Annotated in this window: 22 protein-coding genes; 8 read left to right on the top strand and 14 right to left on the bottom strand. The window is 69.0% G+C overall.

What is annotated here, in order from left to right:
* Nucleotides 1-92: 92 nt before the first annotated feature.
* From mreC to GY170_RS14635, 3 genes are all read right to left on the bottom strand, one after another.
* Complete coding sequence (mreC, locus tag GY170_RS14645) at nucleotides 93-1,028, bottom strand: rod shape-determining protein MreC (RefSeq protein WP_163894913.1); 936 nt, start codon at nucleotides 1,026-1,028, stop codon at nucleotides 93-95.
* 29 nt (nucleotides 1,029-1,057) lie between these two features.
* Complete coding sequence (locus GY170_RS14640) at nucleotides 1,058-2,095, bottom strand: rod shape-determining protein (RefSeq protein WP_163894911.1); 1,038 nt, start codon at nucleotides 2,093-2,095, stop codon at nucleotides 1,058-1,060.
* A 485-nt stretch (nucleotides 2,096-2,580) separates the two neighbouring features.
* Nucleotides 2,581-4,143, bottom strand: a complete 1,563-nt coding sequence (locus GY170_RS14635) for a 2-isopropylmalate synthase (protein ID WP_163894910.1) — start codon at nucleotides 4,141-4,143, stop codon at nucleotides 2,581-2,583.
* Nucleotides 4,144-4,507: 364 nt separating this feature from the next.
* On the opposite strand from GY170_RS14635, the gene GY170_RS14630 reads away from it, so the two are divergent.
* Complete coding sequence (locus GY170_RS14630) at nucleotides 4,508-5,167, top strand: SDR family NAD(P)-dependent oxidoreductase (RefSeq protein ID WP_163894908.1); 660 nt, start codon at nucleotides 4,508-4,510, stop codon at nucleotides 5,165-5,167.
* 85 nt (nucleotides 5,168-5,252) lie between these two features.
* On the opposite strand, the gene GY170_RS14625 is transcribed toward GY170_RS14630, so the two are convergent.
* Nucleotides 5,253-6,563, bottom strand: coding sequence for a DUF8689 domain-containing protein (locus GY170_RS14625; RefSeq protein ID WP_163894905.1), 1,311 nt, complete (start codon nucleotides 6,561-6,563; stop codon nucleotides 5,253-5,255).
* A gap of 241 nt (nucleotides 6,564-6,804) precedes the next feature.
* Entirely contained in the window at nucleotides 6,805-7,524 is a 720-nt protein-coding gene (locus tag GY170_RS14620; RefSeq protein WP_163894903.1) for a response regulator, read from the bottom strand.
* A gap of 137 nt (nucleotides 7,525-7,661) precedes the next feature.
* Between GY170_RS14620 and mce the strand changes: the two genes are divergently transcribed.
* Together mce and GY170_RS14610 are read left to right on the top strand one after the other, a co-directional pair.
* Nucleotides 7,662-8,066: a methylmalonyl-CoA epimerase gene (gene mce / locus GY170_RS14615; protein WP_163894901.1), complete on the top strand. Its 405-nt coding sequence runs from the start codon at nucleotides 7,662-7,664 to the stop codon at nucleotides 8,064-8,066.
* Nucleotides 8,063-8,338, top strand: coding sequence for a DUF1467 family protein (locus GY170_RS14610; RefSeq protein WP_163894899.1), 276 nt, complete (start codon nucleotides 8,063-8,065; stop codon nucleotides 8,336-8,338). Before mce ends, GY170_RS14610 begins: the two co-directional genes overlap by 4 nt.
* Here GY170_RS14610 and GY170_RS14605 read toward each other — a convergent pair.
* The 3 genes from GY170_RS14605 to GY170_RS14595 all read right to left on the bottom strand — a co-directional run bounded on the left by GY170_RS14605 (nucleotide 8,335) and on the right by GY170_RS14595 (nucleotide 10,836).
* Nucleotides 8,335-9,039, bottom strand: coding sequence for an EI24 domain-containing protein (locus GY170_RS14605; RefSeq protein ID WP_163894897.1), 705 nt, complete (start codon nucleotides 9,037-9,039; stop codon nucleotides 8,335-8,337). The genes GY170_RS14610 and GY170_RS14605 overlap by 4 nt on opposite strands.
* A 7-nt stretch (nucleotides 9,040-9,046) precedes the next feature.
* Nucleotides 9,047-9,616: a nitroreductase family protein gene (locus GY170_RS14600; RefSeq protein ID WP_163894895.1), complete on the bottom strand. Its 570-nt coding sequence runs from the start codon at nucleotides 9,614-9,616 to the stop codon at nucleotides 9,047-9,049.
* Nucleotides 9,617-9,729: 113 nt separating this feature from the next.
* Nucleotides 9,730-10,836, bottom strand: coding sequence for a sensor histidine kinase (locus GY170_RS14595; RefSeq protein ID WP_163894893.1), 1,107 nt, complete (start codon nucleotides 10,834-10,836; stop codon nucleotides 9,730-9,732).
* Nucleotides 10,837-10,943: 107 nt separating this feature from the next.
* Between GY170_RS14595 and GY170_RS14590 the strand changes: the two genes are divergently transcribed.
* Nucleotides 10,944-11,192 (top strand): DUF167 domain-containing protein, encoded by a 249-nt coding sequence (locus GY170_RS14590; protein ID WP_163894892.1) that lies wholly within the window; start codon nucleotides 10,944-10,946, stop codon nucleotides 11,190-11,192.
* Here GY170_RS14590 and GY170_RS14585 read toward each other — a convergent pair.
* Nucleotides 11,189-11,425 carry a DUF8831 family protein gene (locus GY170_RS14585; RefSeq protein WP_163894890.1) on the bottom strand — a complete coding sequence of 79 codons (237 nt, stop codon included), beginning with the start codon at nucleotides 11,423-11,425 and terminating at the stop codon, nucleotides 11,189-11,191. The two genes, GY170_RS14590 and GY170_RS14585, sit on opposite strands and share 4 nt — an antisense overlap.
* 119 nt (nucleotides 11,426-11,544) lie before the next feature.
* On the opposite strand from GY170_RS14585, the gene GY170_RS14580 reads away from it, so the two are divergent.
* Nucleotides 11,545-12,303: a M48 family metallopeptidase gene (locus GY170_RS14580; RefSeq protein ID WP_163894888.1), complete on the top strand. Its 759-nt coding sequence runs from the start codon at nucleotides 11,545-11,547 to the stop codon at nucleotides 12,301-12,303.
* A 3-nt stretch (nucleotides 12,304-12,306) separates the two neighbouring features.
* Here the strand turns inward: GY170_RS14580 and trhA are convergent, their stop codons facing one another.
* From trhA to rimO, 3 genes are all read right to left on the bottom strand, one after another.
* Nucleotides 12,307-12,957, bottom strand: a complete 651-nt coding sequence (gene trhA / locus GY170_RS14575; protein WP_163894887.1) for a PAQR family membrane homeostasis protein TrhA — start codon at nucleotides 12,955-12,957, stop codon at nucleotides 12,307-12,309.
* Between the two features lie 131 nt (nucleotides 12,958-13,088).
* Entirely contained in the window at nucleotides 13,089-14,150 is a 1,062-nt protein-coding gene (locus GY170_RS14570) for a zinc metalloprotease (RefSeq protein WP_163894885.1), read from the bottom strand.
* 93 nt (nucleotides 14,151-14,243) lie between these two features.
* On the bottom strand, nucleotides 14,244-15,614 hold the full coding sequence (gene rimO, locus GY170_RS14565) for a 30S ribosomal protein S12 methylthiotransferase RimO (RefSeq protein WP_163894883.1): 1,371 nt from the start codon (nucleotides 15,612-15,614) through the stop codon (nucleotides 14,244-14,246).
* A 107-nt stretch (nucleotides 15,615-15,721) separates the two neighbouring features.
* On the opposite strand from rimO, the gene GY170_RS14560 reads away from it, so the two are divergent.
* A complete protein-coding gene (locus tag GY170_RS14560) occupies nucleotides 15,722-16,912 on the top strand; it encodes a mechanosensitive ion channel family protein (protein WP_163894881.1) in 1,191 nt (396 codons plus the stop codon).
* On the opposite strand, the gene GY170_RS14555 is transcribed toward GY170_RS14560, so the two are convergent.
* Nucleotides 16,913-17,590, bottom strand: a complete 678-nt coding sequence (locus GY170_RS14555; protein ID WP_167803322.1) for a C40 family peptidase — start codon at nucleotides 17,588-17,590, stop codon at nucleotides 16,913-16,915.
* A gap of 33 nt (nucleotides 17,591-17,623) precedes the next feature.
* Nucleotides 17,624-18,229, bottom strand: coding sequence for a GcrA family cell cycle regulator (locus tag GY170_RS14550; protein WP_163894877.1), 606 nt, complete (start codon nucleotides 18,227-18,229; stop codon nucleotides 17,624-17,626).
* Between the two features lie 173 nt (nucleotides 18,230-18,402).
* On the opposite strand from GY170_RS14550, the gene rfbC reads away from it, so the two are divergent.
* Nucleotides 18,403-18,972 carry a dTDP-4-dehydrorhamnose 3,5-epimerase gene (gene rfbC / locus GY170_RS14545; protein WP_163894875.1) on the top strand — a complete coding sequence of 190 codons (570 nt, stop codon included), beginning with the start codon at nucleotides 18,403-18,405 and terminating at the stop codon, nucleotides 18,970-18,972.
* A gap of 1 nt (nucleotide 18,973) precedes the next feature.
* Nucleotides 18,974-20,014: a dTDP-glucose 4,6-dehydratase gene (gene rfbB, locus GY170_RS14540; protein WP_163894873.1), complete on the top strand. Its 1,041-nt coding sequence runs from the start codon at nucleotides 18,974-18,976 to the stop codon at nucleotides 20,012-20,014.
* The last annotated feature ends 17 nt before the right edge of the window (nucleotides 20,015-20,031 follow it).

Below are 20,031 nucleotides of genomic sequence, written 5' to 3'. Positions count from 1 at the left end.
TGGTCCCCGAAAATCCTCGGGGGGGCGCCGCAGGCGCGGGGGGCAGACAGCCCCCCTCCGTCATCGGCCATCCTTGTGACACGGTTCCGGCCTCACCCATCCACCGCCTCCGCGAGGTCGTCCAGCGCGCCTTCGGGGACAACCGGTTCCGGCACCGGGTCGGGCTCCGGCTCCACCGGGACGATCAGCGCGCCGGGGTCGCTGATCTGCTCCGTCTCCGGGCTGCGCAGGACACGCAGGAATTCCAGCCGCTCGTAATCGGCCACCAGCCGGGCCCGCAGCCGCCGGTCCGTTCCCAGCGCCACCTGCCCGACCAGCAGGTCCGGCGGGAAGAGGCCGCCGTCGCCGGCCGTCACCACCCGGTCGCCGGGGCGGACAACATCGGCATCCTCGAGGAAGTCGAGCGCCGGGTTGATCGTGTTGTCCCCCGTGAGAATCGCCCGCTGGCCGGAGGGCTGGATGATCACCGGGATGCGGCTGGAGGCATCGGTCAGCAGGATCACCCGCGAGGTGTTTCGCCCGACGCCGGAGATGCGCCCGACGAGGCCCAGCCCGTCCATCGCCGGCCAGCCGTCGAGGATGCCGTCGCGGGCGCCGACGTTGAGCAGCACCGACTGGCGGAAGGGCCCGCCCGAATCGGCCAGCACGACGCCGGTGACATGGGTCAGCTCCGGGTCCACCCGCACGTTGTTGAGGTCGCGCAGCTTGGCATTCTCCTGATCGAGCTGCAGCGCCGCCTCGCGCCAGGCACGCATGCGCTGAAGCTCGCGGCGCAGCTCCTGATTCTGCTCGGCGAGCTGGGCGTAGCTTTGAAAGTCGCTGACGAGGTTCAAAGCTCCCGTGACCGGCGCCATGGCCCAGTCGAAGCTGGGCACGACCTTGTCGATCACCGCGGCGCGAAACCGCTCCACCCGCGGGCTGTCGATCCGCCACACAAGGAAGACCGCCGCCAGGGCAAGGCAAAGGATACCGATCAGCAACCTGCGGATCGGGGTGACGTAATCCTCACCACGTCGGTCCTGGGCCAAGGGCCTCTCCCGAGGGGCTCAGCGCCCCCTTAGCTGTCGTAATCGATAACGTGCCGGAGCTGCTTTTCATACTCCAGCGCCTTGCCCGTGCCGATCGCAACGCAATTGAGCGATTCATCGGCGACGGAGATCGCGAGCCCGGTCTGTTCGCGGAGCGCGAGGTCGAGCTGACCCAGAAGGGCGCCGCCGCCGGTGAGCATGACGCCCCGGTCGACGATGTCTGCCGCCAGATCGGGCGGGGTGGCTTCGAGCGCGGTCATCACCGCCTCGCAGATCTGCTGGACCGGCTCTGCCAGTGCCTCGGCCACCTGAGCCTGGGAGATCTCGGTCTCCTTCGGCACGCCGTTCAAAAGGTCGCGGCCGCGGATATGCATCGACTGGCCGCGCCCGTCGTCGGGCATGCGGGCGGTGCCGATCGTCGTCTTCACCCGCTCGGCCGTGGCTTCGCCGACGAGCAGGTTATGCTGGCGGCGCAGGTAGCTCACGATGGCCTCGTCCATGCGGTCGCCGCCGACGCGGACGGAGCGGGCATAGACGATGTCGCCGAGCGAGAGCACCGCGACTTCGGTGGTGCCGCCGCCGATATCCACCACCATGTTCCCCGTGGGGTCGGTGATCGGCATGCCGGCGCCGATGGCGGCCGCAATCGGCTCGGCAATCAGCCCGGCGCGGCGGGCGCCGGCGGAGAGCACGGATTGGCGGATGGCCCGTTTTTCAACCGGGGTGGCGCCGTGCGGCACGCAGACGATGATCTTCGGCTTCGAGAAGGTCGCGCGCTTGGCGACCTTGCGGATGAAGTACTTGATCATCTCCTCGGCCACGTCGAAATCGGCGATGACGCCTTCGCGCATGGGCCGGATGGCCTGGATGGAGCCGGGGGTGCGGCCAAGCATCAGCTTGGCGTCCTCACCGACCGCGAGCACCTTCTTGACGCCGTCCTTGACGTGGTAGGCGACGACCGAGGGCTCCGACAGCACGATGCCGCGACCTTTCACGTAGACGAGCGTGTTCGCCGTCCCGAGATCGATCGCCATGTCGGATGAGAAGAGCCCGCCCAGACTAATCATGTGGGTTCCCGCCTGTCGCCATTGTCCCCTTGCCCGCGACTCCCCCCGGACCCGCAAGCATGTGGCTTGTAGCGGCTGCCGCAGGCGGGCGAAAGGGACAGCGGCTGAGGGATGCGCGGGAATTTGCCGCGACTCCGCGCATCCGGGCAGCAGGGCCGCCGGCCCACCGCCGTCCCGTGGCGCCTCTCCCGGAGAGTTTCTCTGAGCAAAGGCAGGTGGGCTGAGCGGCCGTGAGCGCGGCGGGGCGAAGAGGAGGGCGCGGAGATGGGCCAGGCGGAGGAGGAGGCCGCTCCACATCAACATCCCGAGATAGACCCCGAAGAGCTTGTGGCGGAAGGGCTGGCCCGAGAGGAAGGGGGGCACGAGTGGTGGGTTACAAACCCACCCTACGAATGCCCGGGGCGGTCACCCGCCGGCCCACGTAGGGTGGGTTTTCACCCCACCGCCCCCGGCAATGCCCGGCCCCGTGGGGCCGGGCCCTCATCTCAACCGACGTCCTTGTAGCTGACTTCCTTCACGTTCTCGCCCGGCGCGCTCTTCTTGCGGCGGACGAGAAGGCGGTTGATCGCGTTGATATAGGCCTTGGCGGAGGCCACGACCGTATCGGTATCCGCCGACTGGCCGGTGGCGATGCGGCCCTCTTCCTCGAGACGGACGGAGACCGTCGCCTGCGCGTCGGTGCCCTCGGTCACGGCGCTGACCTGGTAGAGCTGCAGGCGGGCGCCGTGGTCAAAGATGGCCTTCACCGCGTTGAACGTGGCATCGACCGGGCCGTCGCCGCTTGCGGTGACGCTCTGATCCTGCCCGTCGACCTCGATGGTCATGCCGGCCTCGGCCTTCACGCCCATGCCGCAGACGACCCGCATGGATTTCAGCTTCAGCCGGTCCTCCACCGCCTCGTTCTGGCGGACGAGGGCGACGAGGTCTTCGTCGTAGACCTCCTTCTTGCGGTCGGCGAGCTCCTTGAAGCGCACGAAGACGTCGTTGAGCTGGTTGTCGGCCAGCTCGAAACCCAGCTCTTTCAGCTTGCTGCGCAGGGCGGCGCGGCCCGAATGCTTGCCCATGACCAGCGAGGTGGCGGTGAGGCCGACATCCTCGGGGCGCATGATCTCGAAGGTCTCGGCGTTCTTGAGCATGCCGTCCTGGTGGATGCCGGACTCGTGGGCGAAGGCGTTCTTGCCGACGATGGCCTTGTTGAACTGCACCGGGAAGCCGGAGACGGTGGCGACGCGGCGGGAGATGTTCATGATCTTCCGGCTGTCGACCTGCGTGTGCCAGGGCATGATGTCCGACCGGACCTTCAGCGCCATCACCACCTCTTCGAGTGCGGTATTGCCCGCCCGCTCGCCGAGGCCGTTGATCGTGCATTCGATCTGCCGGGCGCCGCCCGCAACGGCGGCGAGGGAGTTGGCCGTCGCCATGCCGAGGTCGTTGTGGCAATGCGTGGCGAAGATGATCTCATCGGCGCCGGGCACCGTTTCGATCAGCTTGCGGATCAGGTCGGCGGACTCAACCGGCGCCGTGTAGCCGACCGTATCGGGGATGTTGATCGTCGTGGCGCCGGCCTTGATGGCGATCTCGACGGTGCGGCAGAGGTAGTCCCACTCCGTCCGCGTCGCGTCCATCGGCGACCATTGCACGTTGTCGCAGAGGTTGCGGGCGTGGGTGACCGTCTCGTGAATGCGCTCGGCCATCTGGTCCATGTCGAGGTTCGGGATGGCGCGGTGCAGCGGCGAGGTGCCGATGAAGGTGTGGATACGGGGCGACTTGGCGTGCTGCACCGCCTCCCAGCAGCGGTCGATATCCTTGAAGTTCGCGCGGGCGAGACCGCAGATCGTGGCCTGCTGCGAGAGCTTGGCGATCTCGGAGACGGCGCGGAAATCGCCCTCGGAGGCGATGGGGAAGCCCGCTTCGATGATATCCACGCCCATGTCGTCGAGCATGGAGGCGATCTCCAGCTTCTCCTCATGGGTCATCGTGGCGCCGGGGCTCTGCTCGCCGTCGCGCAGGGTGGTGTCGAAGATCAGGACGCGATTTTCCGGGCTCATTGCGCCTCTCCCTGTTTGGTCGGGCGCGGGGATACAGCCGGCGCGCCATGGATGCCAGTGGGGGCCGCGGTGGCGGCGTTCGGTCGGGTCGTCATGGGGAAGGTCCTTCTTAGCGTGTCCTGGCGCGGAGATACCTCTGAGCGGTCGCGCCGAAGGGCACGCTCAGAGGCGGCTAAGAAGGAGGAGGCCGAGCAGCGCCGGGCGCGCGGGATGCGCGGCAGGGGCGGAGATATGGGCCAGTGTCGTCATGGGGCGGAACTATAGGGCCGATTCGGTGGAGGGAAAGTGTTTTCCCGGGCTCGGGCGAGGAAAGGTGATTGGGGCCACAGCTGAACCGGCAGGGGCCGGGCGGCGTAGGAGAGGCATGGAACGGGTTCTGATCATCGGCGCCTCCGGCGGGATCGGCGCGGCGCTGGCCTCGGCGGCGGAAGCGCGCGGGGCGGAGGTGGTGCGGCTGTCGCGCTCGGGCGACGGCTTCGACATCACCGATCCGGCGTCGGTTTCCGCCCATCTGGGGCGGCTGGAGGGGCCCTTCGACGCGCTGGTGGTGGCCACCGGCATCCTCGCCCCGCCGGGCGGCGCGCCGGAGAAGGCGCTGGCGGCGGTGGAGGCGGAGGCGATGGCGCAGGTCTTCGCCACCAACGCCATTGGCCCGGCGCTGGTGCTGGGGCAGGCGAAGCGGCTCTTGCCGCGGGAGCGGCGGGCGGTGGTGGGCGTGCTCTCGGCGCGCGTGGGCTCCATCGGCGACAACCGGCTGGGCGGCTGGCATTCCTACCGGGCGAGCAAGGCGGCGCTGAACCAGATCATCCGCGGCGCCGCCATCGAGCTGGCGCGGACGCACCCGCAGGCGGTGGTGGCGGCGCTGCACCCGGGGACGGTGGAGACGCCGTTCACCGAGGGCTACCCGCGCGACAAGCTGCCGCCGGCGGAGGCGGCGCGGCGGCTCTGGGCCGTGCTGGAGGGGCTGCCGGCGGACGAGAGCGGCGGGTTCTTCGACCATCGGGGCGCGCGCGTGCCGTGGTGACGGGGCGCCTGGCGGCACCGGCCGCTGCCCTGCCGCGCTCCCGCCCACCCACCCCGCGCGCCAGGGCAGCGGCGGCTAGGGGAGGCTAGCGGACGATCGCCTCGTCCTTGACGAAGAGGTTGGCCCAGGCGCGGTCGATCAGCTCCGGCGTCATCTGGTTGGGGATACCCTCGAAGCGGCAGATGGAGATGATCTGGTCGATCAGGAAGATCGGCTGGTAATTGGCGAAGACGTTGTCGATCGTCGGGTATTTCTTCTCGATCAGGTGGATCAGCGCCTGCTCGTTCAGCGGCATCTTCCGTTTGCGGGCCACCATCGCGAAGATCTTCAGGAAGTCCGCCCGGCCCGGGCCGTCGATCTTGATCTTGTAGAAGATCCGCCGCAGCGCCGCCTGGTCGAAGATCTCGTTGGGGTGGAAGTTGGTGGAGAAGATGACGAGCGTGTCGAAGGGCACCTCGAACTTCTCGCCCGATTGCAGCGCGAGGATGTCGCGCTGCTCTTCCAGCGGCACGATCCAGCGGTTGACGAGCGATTGCGGCGGCTCCGCCTGCCGGCCGAGATCGTCGACGATGAAGATGCCGCCCGTGGACTTCAGCTGCAGCGGCGCCTGGTAAGTGCGCGCCGTCGGGTTGTAGACGAGATCGAGCATCGACAGGGAGAGCTCGCCCCCGGTGATCACCGTCGGGCGTTCGCAGCGCACGTATCGGGTGTCGAACTTGCCGGAGGTGCGGCGCAGGGAATTGGGGTCGTCGATATCCTCCTCCGCCGCGGAGTGGACGATGGGGTCGTAGACCGTGATGACCTGGCCGGAATACTCGATGGCGCGGGGGATGTAGATCTTGTCGCCGAGCGCGTCGCGGATGCCGTTGGAGATGGAGCTCTTGCCGTTGCCGGGGGGGCCGTACATCAGGATCGAGCGGCCGGAGGTGACGGCGGGGCCGAGCTGATCCAGCAGCGTCGGCGGCAGGACGAGGTGGCCCATGGCGCCGGTGAGCTGGTCGCGCGACATCTCGATATTGCGGATCGACTGCCGCTCCACCTGCTCGGCATAGAGCTTCAGGGGCACGGGCATGGCGCCGAAATATTCCGACTGCGCCAGCGCATCCATCGCCCGGGCCTTGCCCGCCTCCGTCAACCGGTAGCCCATCTCGCTGCCCGAATGGGCGGCGGAGAGGGTGCCGGTGGCCTCAAGGAGGAGCTGGCCGCGCGCCATGTCCACCAGCTCCTGCGTGACGGGGCGGGGCAGGCAGACTGCACGGGCGATGTCCGTCACCTCGGCGGAGTTCATGCGGAACATCGTCTTGAGGAGGATGTCGCGCATCATCACCGGCGGCAGCTGCATCTGAGCGAGCTGGCGCGGGGCCGGCGGGGCGAAGATCTGGTTTTCCACGTTCATCGGCGAAGGTCCCGGACAAGTCGGGCGCCTGACTGGCAGGGAATGGTGGCGAAAGGATGGAGGGGAGCGGGCCGGCTGCGGGCGGTGGCGCTCAGCTGGACGCCTCGGCGTGGGGTGGAGAGGGCGGGACCGGGGGCCAGCCCCCGGACCCCCTAGATCTTTAGGACCAAAGACAGGGGGAGGGGGCTGGCCGCTGCGCTCTCGTGGGAGCCGGTCGCCGGCGTAGGCCGGGTTGAGGAAGTCAGCTCATGGGGGCGAGGGGGGAGAGGCGGCTGTCGACGATGTCGCTAAGTTCGGAGACATCGGCGCCGGTGACCCGTCCGTCGGCACGGGCGGCGGCAAGGCGGCCCACGGCCTCCGACAGGGGCTCATCTCCGGCGGAGCGGGCGACGCCGGCGAGGAACTGGGTGACGTAGTCCAGCTCCTCGCCGCCGGCATCGCCCTTGAGCACCTCGGCGGCGTGGGCGAGATCGTCGCGCAGGGCGAGGCGATCGGGCTCTACCATGCCGCGGGGCAGGGGGCGGGGGCCGGCGGGCTGCCGCTCTGCGGGCAGGTGGCGCAGCACCTCGGCCTGGAAGCCGGCGAGGGAGGCGATGGGCTTTTCGAGGAAGCCGTCCGCCCCCGCGGCGCGGGCCGTCGCATCCGCCGCCGGGTCGGCCGAGACGCCGAGGATGATGTCGATCCTCGGGCGGGCCTGCGACAGCTCGGTGATGAGCTGCGCGCCCGAGCCGTCCGGCAGGCCGAGATCGACCATGACCACCGTCGGGCGGTAGACGCGCAGGTGACGGCGGGCATGCTGCAGGCTGTCGGCGCGGCGCAGGCGCGCGCCGGAGCGCAGGGCCAGAAGGCGGAACCCCTCGGCCGCGAAGCGGCTGTCTTCCACCAGCAGGATGGTGAGGCCGAGCAGCGGCTGATCCGCGTTCGGCGCGCGAAGCTGCATGTAACTGTCGATGGGGGTCATCCGCGTCTCTCCGATTCCTTCTGGCCTCGTCTGGGGAGAACTTCGCGAATCGCGGTGAAGGACGGGTTAAGCGGATCGCGCGGATGTGGGGGGGCCGGTGCTGGACGCCGGGCGCCGGGGCAGAGATAAGCGCCCCCATGATCGGACGCCTCAATCACGTCGCCATCGCCGTGCCGGACCTCGCCGCCGCGGCCGCGCAGTATCGCGGCACGCTGGGGGCCGATGTCGGCGCGCCCCGGGCGCTGCCCGAGCACGGGGTGACAATCGTCTTCGTCACCCTGCCCAATACCAGCATCGAGCTGATGGAGCCCCTGGGGGAGGCCTCGCCTCTCGCCGGGTTCCTGCAGAAGAGCCCCGCGGGCGGGATGCATCACCTGTGCTACGAGGTGGCGGACATCTCCGCCGCCGCCGCGCGGCTGGAGGCGGAGGGCGCGCGGGTGCTGGGGCCGGTGAAGACCGGCGCCCATGGTCGGCCCGTGCTCTTCCTGCATCCGAAGGATTTCACCGGCACGCTCATCGAACTGGAGGAGGCCACCCCATGAGCATCACCTCTGTCATCGTGCTCTACGCCATCACCTGGTTCATGGTGTTCTTCGTCGTCCTGCCGCTGAACCTGACGACGCAGGGCGAGGAGGGGCAGGTCGTCCCCGGCACGCATGAAAGCTCGCCCGCCGGGCCCTTCATGCGGCGCAAGCTGTGGATCACCACCATCTTCGGCACGATTATCTGGGCGCTGTTGACGGGGATCATCCTCTCCGGCTGGATCACCATCGACGATATCGACTGGGCGCGCCGCTTCCGCGAGCCGGGCTAGTAGTCGCCGGGCCGCGGCCCGCGCAGCCGGTGGTAGAGATGCGTGAAGGTGGCGGCGCCCAGCACCGGGACGAGCAGGTTCACCACGGGGATGGAGAGCGGCAGCGCCATCATGCAGCCGGCCGCCCAGATCTGCGCCGGGTAGCGGCGGCGGAGCGCCTTCGCCCCCGCCCGCCCCTCGCGCCGCATGGCGGCGACCTGGAAGTATTCCCGCCCGAGCAGGTAGCCGTTCAGCGCGTAGAAGATGAAGGGCGCCGCGAAGGGCAGGAAGAGGTATAGGATCAGCGCCACGAGGTTTGCCGCGACGAGCACGCCGAGGAAGTTCACCGTGTCCACCACGCCCTCCCAGAGGCCGCCGCCGGCGACGGGGGGCAGGGACGGGTAGTGCTTCGCCTCAACCGCCGCGGCGACGTCATCGAGGAACATCGAGGTGATCGCCGAGGCCACGGGGATCATCAGGAACACCGAGAGCACCAGCATCAGGGCCAGCGAGCCCCAACCGAGCAGGTCGTCGAGCCACGTCACCTGCCCGACGATGGGCAGCACGAGGCTCTCCGGGTTGGCGAGGCTGATGAGCCAGAGGATCAGCGCGTAGGCGGCGATGAGCAGCGCCAGCGCCAGCAGGACGCCGAGGGCGAGCACCCGGCGGAAGCGCGGGTCGCCGATCTGGCTGAGGGCCTTCAGGGCATCGGTGAAGATCACGCCCCGGTCACTCCGCGACCCAGGTGGTGAGGGCGGAGACATCGGGGCGCGGCCGCTCCGGCGGCTTGGAGGCGGCGGTGCCGATATGGATGAAGCCGGCGAGGCTCTCCGACGGGGAGAGGCCCAGGTGCTCCTCGAGGAAGGGGCGGTCGAAGGCGGGCCAGTCGGTCAGCCAGTTGGCGCCCCAGCCGGCGGCGAGGCAGGCGTTGAGCAGCGACAGGCAGACGCAGGCGGCGGAGGCGACCTGCTCCGCCTCGGGGATCTCGGACGGCTTCGGCGAGCAGATCACGGCGACACAGAGCGAGGCGTCGGCGTACTGGGCGACGATCTTCTCCGCCGGGCCCTCGCCCCGCGCCTCGGCCCGGGCGGAGATGGCGCCGGCGAGGCGCGTCATGGCCTGCTTTTCCAGCACGAGGTAGCGCCAGGGCTCCAGCTTGCCGTGATCGGGCACGCGCATGCCGATGGTGAGAAGCTCCATGAGCTCCTCCCGCGCGGGCACCGGCGGCTGCAGCAGCTTGTGCGGGCGCGAGCGGCGGGTGGCGAGGAAATCGAGGGCGGGCTGGTTGCGGTCAGGCATCGAGGCTCCGGAGATGTTTGCGCCGAGATAGGTGGCGCGGGGCGCAGCGTCCAGAGGCGCGGCGCCGGGCGGGCTAAGACGGACGGGCCGGAGGAGGAGCGCCGACGCCCCGGTCAGGAAGCGGGGCGGCCGGGGAAGGGGACGGGCTTGCCGGCGATGCCGTCCGCATCGGCGCGCAGGGTGCAGCGCACGCCTTCCGGCGCGTAATCGATCTGCGGCTGGCCGCCGAGATCGCCGGCGAGCGCCGTCACCAGCCGCGTGCCGAAGCCTGACCGCGTGGGCGGGGTGACCGACGGGCCGCCGACCTCCACCCAGCTGAAGACGAGATCGCCGCCGTCACGCTGCCAGTCGACCTGCACGCGCCCCCTGTCGTTCGACAGGGCGCCGTATTTCATCGCGTTGGTCGTCAATTCGTGCAGCAGCATCGTGAAGGCTATGGCGGCCTGCGGGTTGAGCGCGACATCCTCGCCGGTGCTGGTGATCCGCCCGGAGAAGGGCCCCTGCATCTCGGCGGTGCCCTGCACGATGGCCTGCAGCGAGGCGTCGAGCCCGTCGGACCGGGCCAAGAGGTCGTTCGTGCGGGCGAGCGCGCCGACCTGAGCGCCGATGGTCTGCTTCGCCTCGGCCATGGTGGTGGCGCGGCGGAGAGCCTGGTTCACGATGGATTGCACAATGGCCATCGTGTTCTTCATCCGGTGCTTCAGCTCGTTGGTGAGCACCTGGCTGCGGGCCTCGGCGGCGAGATGGGCAGTCGTCTCGACCACGGTTAGGAAGATGCCGCGCACCCGCCCCGCATCGTCCCAGATGGGGCTGTGGCTGTGGGTGAAGAAGGCCTCGCGCTTCGTGCCGTCCCTGTCGGGCGTGTAGCGGGCGTTCTCGGTAAAGTAGCTCTCGCCCTCCAGCACCTTCTGGAAGAACGGATCGAGCTGGTCCCACATCTCCGACCACCAGTCGCGCGCCGGCTGCCCGAGATGGCCGGGGTGCTTGCTGCCGAGGCGCTCGGCGTAGGTGTCGTTGTAGAAGGTGTGCAGGTCCGGCCCCCAGTGCACCATGGTGGCGAACTTGGACGTGAGGCAAAGGCGCACGGCGGTCTTCAGCTCCACCGGCCAATGCGCCGGCTCCCCCAGCGGGTGCTGCGACCAGTCGATGCCCTCCAGGATGCGGGTGCACTCGCCGCCGGAGGGGGGGAACGGTCTGACAGGCGGGGCGGAAGCATCCATTACCCGCTTTTAGGATGCGGCTGATCCTGACGCAAGAAAGTGGCGGGGCGGGGCGGAGCGCCCTGCGGGCTGGCGGAGGAGTGCGCCGGTTTGCTAGGCGAGGGTCCATGGTGCCCGACCTGTCTCATCTCGCCGTGCCGGGGGCGCGGATCGCCGTGCGGGTCACGCCCAAGGCCTCGCGGGCGCGGATCGAGCCGGGCGAGCCCCTGCGCGTCTACGTCACCGTGGCGCCGGAGGGCGGCAAGGCCAACGCCGCCGTCCGCAAGCTGCTCGCCAAAGCGCTGGGCCTCGCGACCTCGCGGCTGCGGCTCGTGCGGGGGGAGACGTCGCGGGAGAAGCTCTTCGAGGTGGGCTAGGTGGCCGGCTTCAGGCGGTAGATGCCCTCGGGCAGGTTCATCGCCGCGAGCAGGTCGCGCACCATCTCGGGCGAGAGCGTGATGCGCTGCACCCTGTCGGTGCGCGGGTCGAGCTGCTCGAAGGTGACGCATTCCTCGAAGCCGTTGACGATGACGTCTTCCTGCAGCGGGGCGGAGCCCTCGTCGATCAGCGTGATGACCGTTGAGTCGAAGTCGTGCTCGATGGTGAACATGCCCCGGAAGGTAGGCGCCGCCCCGCCGCCGCGCAAGGCGGCGGCCGCTCACGCAGCCGGGACTGGCCGGTGCCTGCCGCTTCCGGTTATGGTTGCCGCCAAGAAAAGAAGGGCCGGGCATGCGCAACTTCAGAAGACTGATCCTCGCCGCCGCGCTCGCCGGCCTCAGCGCCTGCGCCGTGCCGCAGGAGGTGCCGGATCGCGTGCCGCCCAGTGGCAGCAACACCGGCACGCAGAGCATGCCGCTGCCGCGCGCCGCCACCGCCCCGACGCCCTCCCGCGCCTCGGCCCGCGCCTTCGTGCAGATGGTCGACCGGGTGGAGCCGGTGGCGGAGCGCCAGTGCCGGCAGCGCAACCCGCGCGCCAACTGCGATTTCGTCATCCTCGTGGACGACCGGCCGGGCCTGCCCGCCAACGCCTTCCAGACGCTCGACGAGAGCGGCCAGCCGATCATCGTCTTCACCCTGTCGCTGATCGCCGATCTGCAGAACCCCGACGAGATGGCCTTCGTCCTCGCCCACGAGGCCAGCCACCACGTCGCCGGCCACATCGCCCGCAGCCAGCAGAACGCGCAGGCCGCCGCCGCCGTCTTCGGCGGGCTGGCGGGCGTCAGCGGCGCCAGCGACGAGGCCATCCAGCTCGCGGCGGAGCTCGGTGCCGCGGTCGGGGCGCGGCGCTATTCCAAGGAGTTCGAGCTGGAGGCGGATGCGCTGGGCACCCAGATCACCCTGCTGGCCGGCTATGACCCTCTGCTCGGCTCGCAGTTCTTCTTCCGCATCCCCGATCCGGGCGACCGCTTTCTCGGCACCCACCCGGCGAATGCGGAGCGGGTGGAGACCATCGTGCAGACGGCGGCGGGGCTCGGCTTTACCGGCTGACGCTCAGGCGAAGGCCGCCACGCAGACGGCGGCGAAGAGGCAGCCCGAGGCGGCAAGCACGAAGGCATGCCACGTGGCGGTGATGTAGCGGATCTTGCCGAGGTAGAGCACGCCGGTGCCGATGGTGTAGAGCACCCCGCCGATGACGACGAGGATCGTCGCGGCCGGCGGCAGCGTCGTCGCCATCGGGTAGAGCAGCGCGAGGCTCAGCCAGCCGGCGGCGAGGTAGAGCAGCGGAGAGATCCACGGCGGCCCGACCCGCAGGAAGAGCTTCGTCAGCCCGCCGGCGATGGCGAGGGCCCAGATGATCCAGAGCACGGAGATCGAGAGCCCGGTGCCGAGGATGATGGTGATCGGCGTGTAGGTGCCGGCGATCTTCAGCCAGATGGCGAACTGGTCGATCCGCCGGAAGACGCCCCGCGCCGCCTCCCTCGGGGGGAAGTGGTAGAGCGCCGAGGCGACGAAGGCGAAGATGAGGATGCCGCAGTAGACCGAGATCGCCGCGGTGACGTTCCCCTCCCCCCGCATCGCCGTGAAGGGGATGAGGAGGGCGGCCCCGGTTATGGCGAAGGTGATGCCGAGGGCATGCATGACGCCATCGGCGATGCGCTCGCTCCGGGCGAGGGTAGGGTAGGTCACTGCGAATCTGGTCATGCTCTACCATTTCATGCGCGCGTGACGATTTTCCAATCACGCTTTGCCGGAACGTGGCGGAACAGTCGGACGCCGGGTGTACGCCTCAATTAGAGGCGGCCGTTTGGCCTGCCGCCTGCACGGGGGCGCGCCTACATCTCGTCCTGGATACTGAGGTCTCCGCCTTCGAGCACCAGCGCCTCCACCCCCTGCCAATCCCACGGAAAGTCCGAGGCCAGGCTCCATCCCTCCCCGCCACCGCCTTGCAGCTCTGCGGCCAGCAGCGAGGCGGCGCTGCGCTGGGCGACAGTCAGGTCGATATCGCTGAGGAAGGCTTCGTAGTTCAGAAGCGCGCTCTCGCGGAGCGCCGCGGCTTGGGCCGGGTCGGCCGGGTATAGCTGACGCATCGCAGCCGCGTCCGTGTCGCTGATGACGTAGTTCGGAGGCGCGTAGCACTCCGCATCCTCTCCGTTGACGTAGAACTCGGGCGGGAAGGTGTAGAGCATGATCGACGTCCGGTCGAAGCTACTTGCGGCCGGCGCAGCCACTTGCCGGGGGCGCATGTTGAAATCTACACGCGTCACGTCCCAGTAATTCGGCGGCCCCTTCAAGTAGTCGTAAACGGCGGGCCAGTCGAAATCTCCCTCACAATTGGCGAGAATGTTTTGGTGCTCGTGCTCGAAGCCGATGGCATGGCCAAACTCGTGAAGCACGATGCGGTCGAATTCGGGGCTCGGAGGCGGTGCGACATTAAACTTGGAGAAGTTCATCGACTGTTCACGCTGTCCAGCGAGGTTCACGCTGTCGCGGCCTACGAGCGACCAATAGCCCCGATACTCGAACCCCACGCGGATCTGGTATCTCCCGCGCCCCGTGCAGTCGGGTGGTATCGGCTCCGCCCCGAAGTCGAGGGGGACTTGCCCGCCAACCTGCGTCCACTGCATGGCGATGTCGCGGATGCGGATCCTCAGGGCGGCGTCACCACCGAAGAAGCAGACGCGGACGGGCTCGGTGCTGTCCCACAGCTTGAGCTGGTCGAGATAGGCCTCGGCGGGGCGTACGCCGCTGCCGATCAACAGCACCTCGTCCTGTGCTGCAACCTTGACCTGCAGGTGATGAGGCAGCGCCTCCATCTCCCGCCTGTCCGATTGGGCGAGGGCCGGGACGGCAGGTAAAAGGCCGAAAAGAAAAAGAAAGCTGCGCAATATGGGCATGGCAATAACCCGAAATGAAGGTCAATGGCGTATTAATTAATGAACGCTATTACCATCAATTGCCGATTCGGGGAATATTTGACCTCGGAAGGCTCAGACCACCCGGCCGTAGAGATCGTACTCGCTGGCCTCGTCCACCTCGGCGGTGACGATCCGGCCGGGAACGAGCCCCTCCGTCCCCTCGTCGAGGAAGAGGTTACCGTCGATCTCCGGCGCGTCGCCCTTGGTGCGGCAGGTGGCGATGCCGTCGGCGTCCACCTCGTCCACGATCGCCTCCAGCCGCTGTCCGACCTTGGCCTGCAGCTTGGCGGCGGAAATGGCCTGCGCCTTCTCCATGAACCGCGCCCAGCGCTCGGCCTTCACCTCGTCCGGCACATGATCCGGCAGATCGGCAGAGGTGGCGCCGGCGACGTTCTCGTACTGAAAGCAGCCCACCCGGTCGAGCTGGGCCTCATCCAGCCAGTCGAGCAGCTCCTGAAACTCCGCCTCGGTCTCGCCGGGGAAGCCGACGATGAAGGTGGATCGGAGCGTGATATCAGGGCAGATGTCGCGCCAGGCGGCGATCTCGTCGAGTGTGCGGGCGGCGGCGGCCGGGCGGGCCATCCGGCGCAGCACCGAGGGCGAGCCGTGCTGGAAGGGCACGTCGAGATAGGGCAGCACCAGCCCATCGGCCATCAGCGGGATCAGCTCGCGGACATGCGGGTAGGGGTAGACGTAGTGCAGCCGCACCCAGGCGCCGAGGCTGCCGAGATCACGCGCGAGATCGGTGATATGGGCGCGGTGGCCGCGCTCCTCCGCATAGCGGATGTCGAGCCCGTAGGCGGAGGTATCCTGGCTGATGACGAGCAGCTCCTGCACGCCGGCATCCACCAGCTTCTCGGCCTCGCGGATCACTGCGTGGGCGGGGCGGGAGGCGAGGCGGCCGCGCATGGCGGGGATGATGCAGAATTTGCACTTGTGGTTACAGCCCTCGGAGATCTTGAGGTAGCTGTAGTGCCGGGGCGTCAGGCTCACGCCGCTGGCGGGCAGCAGGTCCACGAACGGGTCGGGCGAGGGCGGCACGGCGCGGTGCACGGCATCCAGCACCGCCTCGTATTGATGCGGGCCCGTCACCGCGAGCACCTTGGGATGCGCGCCGGTGATGTACTCCGGCTCCGCCCCGAGGCAGCCGGTGACGATCACCCGGCCGTTCGATTGCATCGCCTCGCCGATCGCCTCGAGGCTCTCCGCCTTGGCGCTGTCGAGAAAGCCGCAGGTGTTGACGATCACCGCGCCGGCGCCGGAGTAATCGGGGCTGATCGCGTAGCCCTCGGCGCGCAGCCGGGTGAGGATGCGCTCGCTGTCCACGAGCGCCTTGGGGCAGCCGAGGGAGACCATGCCGATCTTCGGCTGCCCCGGGCGCGCGGCCTCGCTGACGCGGGCGCGCGCGAGGTCCGGGCGGAGATCTGGCGGATTTGCAGGCATGGCGCGCCTCATAACGGCGCGGCGACCCGTGGGAAAGGGGCGTCTCGTTGGACGGGCGGTGCCCGGGCCCTATTGTGACGCCAAGGTGATCGAAAGGGGCGAGGGTGATGGGTGAGATCGAGCAGGCGCTGGGCGATATCGAGGCGTACGTCCCCAGCTCCGTCTGGCCCTGGCTGATCGTCCTCCTCGGTCTCCTCGCCGGATGGTTCGCCCATGGCTTCGTCTGGGGCGCGCTGCGCCGCGCCCTGCGCCACCGCAACGGGCTGGGCCACCGGCTGATCGAGAAGGTTCGCCGCCCCGCGCGGCTCGGCTTCATCATCGCCTTCGCCACCATCTTCGCTCAGGCCGCGAACCTCGACGACACGTTCCAGTACTGGCTCGCCAAGGCGGCGGTGGCGGTGCTGATCATGATCGTCGGCTGGATGGTGCTGATCGCCATCGACGTCTTCGTCGAGCGGGCCAATGCCAACCTCGCGCTGGACGCGGAGGACAACCTGAACGCCCGCAAGCAGGCCACGCAGATGCGGGTGCTGCAGCAGGCGGGCAAGATCGTCGTGGTGCTGGTGACGCTGGCCTCGGTGCTGGCGACCTTCGAGACGGTGCGCCAGTACGGTGTCTCCCTCTTCGCCTCCGCCGGCGCCGCGGGGCTGGTGCTCGGCTTCGCGGCCCGCCCCGTCCTCGCCAACCTGATCGCCGGCATCCAGATCGCGCTGACCCAGCCGATCCGCATCGACGACGTGGTGATCGTCGAGGGCGAGTGGGGCTGGATCGAGGAAATCGCCTCGACCTATGTCGTCGTCCGCATCTGGGATCTGCGCCGCCTGATCGTGCCGCTCTCGAAGTTCATCGAGGAGCCCTTCCAGAACTGGACGCGCGAGAACGCCAACATCATCGGCACCGTCTTCTGGTACCTCGACTGGACCGCGCCGATCGGCGCCATGCGGGAAAAGCTAAAGGAACTGGCCGAGGCTAGCCAGTACTGGGACGGCAAGGTCGTGAACCTGCAAGTCACCGAGACGGACAAGGACGTCATCACCGTCCGCGCCCTCCTCTCCGCCCGCAACTCCCCCACCGCGTGGGACCTGCGCTGCGAGATTCGCGAGAAGATGGTGGCGTGGCTGCAGGAGGCGCACCCCTCGGCGCTGCCGAAGGTGCGGGGCGAGCTGACGATGAAGGAGAAGGTCGACGCCGTCTCCAGCCTCTCGCCCAAGCAGGGCGACGCGGAGGCGGGCGGCGGTGTCCCCAGCGATGCCGTCCCGGCCAGCGAGGGCGGCACGGCCAAGCCGGTGGAGGAGTAGCTACTCCGGATACATCCGCGTCAGCATGCCGGAAGCGATGAGGCTGTCCGGCGTCACCACTTGCCGCTCCCGCATCGCCTGCCAGCAGGCCTCTGGCGGGCCGGCGGCGCAATAGGGCAGGCCGGGGAGCGAGGCCAGCAGGCCGGCGTCCACCTCCGCCAGATCGCCGAGGCGCACGGGCTCTCCAAGTCGGGAACCGGCGCTCTGCGCGGCCTCGAAGGCAAGCTCCGCCCCATAGAACCGGCCGTTGCCTAGGGTGAGGTCGGTATCGAAGGGGGCGCCGTATACCTCGAACAGCGCGTAGCTCGGCAGCGGCCCCTGCTCGACCTGACGGCCGGGCGCGTTGGGGTCGAGGCCCGTGAGCCGGTAGGCCTCGTACTCGTCCGGGCCAAGCCCGGCGATGAAATCGTCGAGCATGTCCTCCGTCACGCCGCGCTCCGGCGAGACGTAGATGACCCGGGGCCCGCCGCTGGAGGAGCGCAGAATGCCGACGCTGGCCCAGGTGCCGCCGGTGGCCTCCTTCAGCCAGTCATCGGCAGGCAGCCAGCCGTTCCGAAAGACGAGATCGCCGGGGTGCCAGTCCCAGGCCGCTTCCGCCATGATCGCGGCCCAGTCCGTGGGCGCTACGTCCTGTGCGGGCAAAGCCGCGCCGAGGCACAGGGCCGCGAGGCCTGTCACCAGGGCGGCAAGACCGCGCCGCGCCATGGCGCTTTACCGCCGGCGATCGCGCCGGGAGCTCATGGGCTGGAAGGCGACGCCGACATGGGCCTCGCAATAGGGTTTGCCCTGCTGCACGGGCAGGCCGCAGAACCAGAAGTCCTCCGTCGCCGGGTCGCCCACCGGCCATTTGCACGTCCGCTCGGTCAGCTCCATCAGCGTGAGCTTCTTGGCCGACTTTTCCACTTCGTTCACTTTCGCCAGCGCTTCGGGGCTGATCTCGTTGGCCGAGGGCTGCGGCGGCAGCGGTTGTCCGGCGGGGATGATGTTGCGGCGCGCGGGGCTCACCGGCGGTTCGGGCGCGGCGGCCTCCTCGGCAACGGGCGCGGCAGCCGGCTCGGGCGCCGGGGCGGCGGGCTCGGCGGCGGCAGGCTCCGGCTGCGGGGCCGGTGCGGCAGCGGCGGCGGGCGTGGACGGGGCGGCAGAGGCGCCGGCAGCGGGGGCCGGGCTGCCGGAGCGGTTGGACAGGCCGAGCCGATGCACCTTGCCGATGACGGCATTGCGGGTCACGCCGCCCAGCTCCTTGGCGATCTGGCTGGCGGACTTGCCGTCATTCCACATCTTCTTGAGCATCTCGACGCGTTCGTCGGTCCAGGACATGGGCTTTCCTTCGGATAGCGGTGGCGCCCGCGGCGGCGGCGGGCCGGACACAGGGGCACTATACTAGTTATGCCTGTCGGAGTTACAAGCCGGCGCCCGCGAGCGTCGCGCTGCGCGGACGCGCCGGCTGACATCCTTTCCGGCCTCTGCTAGAGGCACTGCAACCGAAAAAAATGGCAGCAGGCGCGACGGTGCAGATCGATACAACTCCTCTCGAGGGCGTGCTTGTCCTCACCCCGAAGCGCTTTGGCGATGACCGCGGCTTCTTCAGCGAAACCTATTCCCGCAAGCAGCTGGCCGAGGCCGGTGTGGGCATGGAGTTCGTGCAGGACAACCTCTCCCGCTCCGAGCGGGCCGGCACGCTGCGCGGCCTGCATTTCCAGTCGCCGCCCCATGCGCAGGACAAGCTGGTGCGCTGCAACACCGGCGCCCTGTGGGATGTCGCGGTGGACGCCCGCACCGGCTCGCCGACCTACGGGCAGTGGTTCGGCATCGAGCTGACGGACGAGAACGGCAAGCAGCTGCTGGTGCCGAAGGGCTTTCTGCATGGCTTCGTCACCCTGACCGACGGGGTGGAGATCGCCTACAAGTGCTCCGATTACTACGCGCCGGACTGCGACGGGGCCGTCCGCTGGGACTCGCTGGGCATCGACTGGCCGCTGGACGGGCGGGAGCCGGTGCTCTCCGGCAAGGATGCCGCCGCTCAGCCCTTCTCCGATTTCCAATCCCCGTTCGAGGCTTGAGATGAAGATACTCGTGACAGGCGGCGCCGGCTTCATCGGCTCTGCCGTCGTGCGCCGTGCCGTGGCCGACGGCCATTCGGTCGTCAATGTCGACGCGCTCACCTATGCCGCCTGCCTCGAGAACGTGGCCAGCGTGGCGGCCAGCCCGCTCTACGCCTTCGAGCAGGCGGATATCCGCGACCGCGCCGCGCTCGACCGCATCTTCGAGGCCCATGCCCCCGACGCCGTGATGCACCTCGCCGCCGAGAGCCATGTCGACCGCTCAATCGACGCGCCCGGCGACTTCATCGAGACCAACGTCACCGGCACCTACAACATGCTGGAGGCGGCGCGCGCCCACTGGGTCCGCCAGGGCAAGCCCGAGAGCTTCCGCTTCCACCACATCTCGACCGACGAGGTCTTCGGCACCCTCGGCGAGACGGGCCAGTTCACCGAAGAGACGCCCTACGCGCCGAATTCGCCCTATTCCGCCTCGAAGGCGGCCAGCGATCATCTCGTCCGCGCCTGGCACGAGACCTATGGCCTGCCCATCGTGATGACCAATTGTTCCAACAATTACGGGCCCTTCCACTTCCCCGAGAAGCTGGTGCCCGTCGTCATCCTCAACGCGCTCTCGGGCAAGGACATCCCCGTCTACGGGCAGGGGCTGAACGTGCGCGACTGGCTATATGTCGAGGATCACGCCGAGGCGCTGCTGAAGGTCGTGCAGGAGGGCGCGGTCGGGCGCAGCTACAACATCGGCGGCGAGAACGAGGCGAAGAACATCGACCTCGTGCAGACCATCTGCCGCATCCTCGACGACAAGCGCCCCTCGAACCACCCTTACGCCGAGCAGATCACCTACGTGAGCGACCGGCCCGGGCACGACCTGCGCTACGCCATCGACCCGAGCCGCATCCGCGAAGAGCTCGGCTGGCGGCCCTCCGTCACGTTGGAGGAGGGGCTGGAGAAGACCGTGCAATGGTATCTCGACAACGAGGAGTGGTGGCGCGCGCTGCAATCCCGCACCGGTGTCGGCGAGCGTCTGGGGACGAAGGGATGAGCCGAGGAGACGGAAAT

This window comes from Pseudoroseicyclus tamaricis (assembly GCF_012070395.1).
Classification (GTDB): Bacteria; Pseudomonadota; Alphaproteobacteria; order Rhodobacterales; family Rhodobacteraceae; genus Pseudoroseicyclus_A; species Pseudoroseicyclus_A tamaricis.
The sequence above is the reverse complement of the archived record's forward strand: the minus strand, read 5'-3'. Positions and strand labels throughout refer to the sequence as shown.

Bases quoted from the DNA above. Each gene is read 5' to 3' on its own strand.
- GY170_RS14640 (WP_163894911.1), bottom strand. From the start codon at position 2,095: ATGATTAGTCTGGGCGGGCTCTTCTCATCCGACATGGCGATCGATCTC.
- GY170_RS14635 (WP_163894910.1), bottom strand. From the start codon at position 4,143: ATGAGCCCGGAAAATCGCGTCCTGATCTTCGACACCACCCTGCGCGAC.
- GY170_RS14630 (WP_163894908.1), top strand. From the start codon at position 4,508: ATGGAACGGGTTCTGATCATCGGCGCCTCCGGCGGGATCGGCGCGGCG.
- GY170_RS14625 (WP_163894905.1), bottom strand. From the start codon at position 6,563: ATGAACGTGGAAAACCAGATCTTCGCCCCGCCGGCCCCGCGCCAGCTC.
- GY170_RS14620 (WP_163894903.1), bottom strand. From the start codon at position 7,524: ATGACCCCCATCGACAGTTACATGCAGCTTCGCGCGCCGAACGCGGAT.
- mce (WP_163894901.1), top strand. From the start codon at position 7,662: ATGATCGGACGCCTCAATCACGTCGCCATCGCCGTGCCGGACCTCGCC.
- GY170_RS14610 (WP_163894899.1), top strand. From the start codon at position 8,063: ATGAGCATCACCTCTGTCATCGTGCTCTACGCCATCACCTGGTTCATG.
- GY170_RS14600 (WP_163894895.1), bottom strand. From the start codon at position 9,616: ATGCCTGACCGCAACCAGCCCGCCCTCGATTTCCTCGCCACCCGCCGC.
- GY170_RS14595 (WP_163894893.1), bottom strand. From the start codon at position 10,836: ATGGATGCTTCCGCCCCGCCTGTCAGACCGTTCCCCCCCTCCGGCGGC.
- GY170_RS14590 (WP_163894892.1), top strand. From the start codon at position 10,944: ATGGTGCCCGACCTGTCTCATCTCGCCGTGCCGGGGGCGCGGATCGCC.
- GY170_RS14585 (WP_163894890.1), bottom strand. From the start codon at position 11,425: ATGTTCACCATCGAGCACGACTTCGACTCAACGGTCATCACGCTGATC.
- GY170_RS14580 (WP_163894888.1), top strand. From the start codon at position 11,545: ATGCGCAACTTCAGAAGACTGATCCTCGCCGCCGCGCTCGCCGGCCTC.
- trhA (WP_163894887.1), bottom strand. From the start codon at position 12,957: ATGACCAGATTCGCAGTGACCTACCCTACCCTCGCCCGGAGCGAGCGC.
- GY170_RS14570 (WP_163894885.1), bottom strand. From the start codon at position 14,150: ATGCCCATATTGCGCAGCTTTCTTTTTCTTTTCGGCCTTTTACCTGCC.
- rimO (WP_163894883.1), bottom strand. From the start codon at position 15,614: ATGCCTGCAAATCCGCCAGATCTCCGCCCGGACCTCGCGCGCGCCCGC.
- GY170_RS14560 (WP_163894881.1), top strand. From the start codon at position 15,722: ATGGGTGAGATCGAGCAGGCGCTGGGCGATATCGAGGCGTACGTCCCC.
- GY170_RS14550 (WP_163894877.1), bottom strand. From the start codon at position 18,229: ATGTCCTGGACCGACGAACGCGTCGAGATGCTCAAGAAGATGTGGAAT.
- rfbC (WP_163894875.1), top strand. From the start codon at position 18,403: ATGGCAGCAGGCGCGACGGTGCAGATCGATACAACTCCTCTCGAGGGC.
- rfbB (WP_163894873.1), top strand. From the start codon at position 18,974: ATGAAGATACTCGTGACAGGCGGCGCCGGCTTCATCGGCTCTGCCGTC.